This window comes from Klebsiella indica (assembly GCF_005860775.1).
In the GTDB taxonomy this organism is placed as follows: Bacteria; Pseudomonadota; Gammaproteobacteria; order Enterobacterales; family Enterobacteriaceae; genus Klebsiella; species Klebsiella indica.
Window position 1 is genome coordinate 1 of the sequence record NZ_VCHQ01000074.1, and the last position, 1,488, is coordinate 1,488.

A 1,488-nucleotide genomic window follows, 5' to 3' on the forward strand; every position below is an offset into this window, starting at 1 on the left:
GGCCTCCACCCCGTCAATAAACTTCACGCCGTCGGCGGTACGTAACCAGCGTGGAGCAGTGATTTCATCAGAGAAATAGTGGATCAGGGTAGGCGTAAACCCAGTGCCGTATGTAGCCATTAAGCCAGTGCTGGTAACTTAGACGCCCACCTGTTACAGACGGACATCTAAGTATGAAATCCCAGTCCTGGCGAAAAGAACCCCGTAAAAATTATTCGAATGACTTCAAGCTTCGCATGGTTGAACTGGCCTCCCGTCCCGGGGCCTGTGTCGCTCAGATTGCCCGCGAAAACGGCGTCAATGATAACGTCATCTTCAAATGGCTACGGCTCTGGCAGGATGAAGGTCGTATATCACGCCGTCTTCCGGCCACAGTCGAATCTTCATCATTACCGACTATGCTGCCTGTCGAGGTGATACCTGATCCAGCACCAACAGATGTGACGGACACAGACCCGGGTCAGCTCCTGGCGCTGAATGCTTCCTCCTGTTGCGTTGAGTTCCGCTACGGCAAAATGACGCTTGAGAACCCGTCACCAGAGTTGCTGGCTGTACTGCTGCGTGAGCTTACCGGGAGAGTGCCGGGATGATTAATCTTCCGTCAGGTGCCCGTATCTGGCTGGTTGCCGGGGTCACCGATATGCGTAAGTCCTTCAATGGTCTGGGCGAGCTGGTCCAGCATGTTCTTGATGATAATCCGTTCTCCGGCCATCTGTTCATCTTCCGCGGGCGTCGCGGTGATACGGTGAAAATACTCTGGGCGGATGCAGACGGTCTGTGCCTGTTCACCAAACGACTGGAAGATGGCCAGTTCCTCTGGCCCGCCGTTCGCGACGGAAAGGTGGGTATTACCCGCTCACAACTCGCCATGCTCCTCGATAAGCTGGACTGGCGTCAGCCAAAAGCAGCCCGCTTTAACTCACTGACAATGTTGTAAAAAGAACATGACCGCATTATAAATGGGGTCATGAGTCAGGACTATCTCGCCCGTATCGCCACGCTGGAAGATGCGCTTCGCCAGAAAGACAGCCAGCTCAGCCTCGTTGCAGAGGCTGAGTCGTTCCTGCGCTCAGCGCTGGCCCGCGCTGAAGAGAAAATAGAGAACGAAGAGCGCGAAATAGAGCACCTGCGGGCACAGATAGAAAAACTGCGCCGGATGCTGTTCGGTACCCGCTCAGAAAAGCTGCGCCGGCAGGTTGAAGAAGCCGAAGCTCTGCTGAAACAGCAGGAGCAGCAAAGCGATCGCTACAACGGGCGGGAAGACGATCCACTGGTACCTCGTCAGTTGCGGCAGTCCCGCCATCGTCGCCCCTTACCGGAAAACCTTCCCCGCGAAATACACCGGCTGGAGCCCGCTGAAACCTGCTGCCCGGAATGCGGCAACGATATGGAGTACCTCAGCGAAGTCAGCGCGGAACAACTGGAACTGGTCTCCAGCGCCCTGAAAGTGATCCGCACGGTCAGGGTGAAAAAGGCCTGCACCCGATG

Annotated in this window: 3 protein-coding genes; all 3 read left to right on the forward strand. The window is 55.9% G+C overall.

Features of this window, described 5'->3' with window-relative positions; genetic code table 11:
• The first annotated feature begins 173 nt into the window (after nt 1–173).
• Entirely contained in the window at nt 174–590 is a 417-nt protein-coding gene (tnpA, locus tag FE839_RS24510) for an IS66-like element accessory protein TnpA (RefSeq protein ID WP_138363267.1), read from the forward strand.
• The gene (gene tnpB / locus FE839_RS24515) at nt 587–937 is read left to right on the forward strand and encodes an IS66 family insertion sequence element accessory protein TnpB (RefSeq protein ID WP_138363276.1); all 351 of its coding nucleotides are present in this window, start codon (nt 587–589) and stop codon (nt 935–937) included. The genes tnpA and tnpB overlap by 4 nt, the downstream gene beginning before the upstream one ends.
• Before the next feature lie 30 nt (nt 938–967).
• Nucleotides 968–1,488, forward strand: a 521-nt coding sequence (locus FE839_RS24520; protein WP_171034963.1) for an IS66 family transposase, incomplete at its 3' end; no start/stop codon positions are given.

Excerpts from the sequence above, each read along its gene's own strand:
- tnpA (WP_138363267.1), top strand. The coding sequence starts at position 174 with ATGAAATCCCAGTCCTGGCGAAAAGAACCCCGTAAAAATTATTCGAAT.
- tnpB (WP_138363276.1), top strand. The coding sequence starts at position 587 with ATGATTAATCTTCCGTCAGGTGCCCGTATCTGGCTGGTTGCCGGGGTC.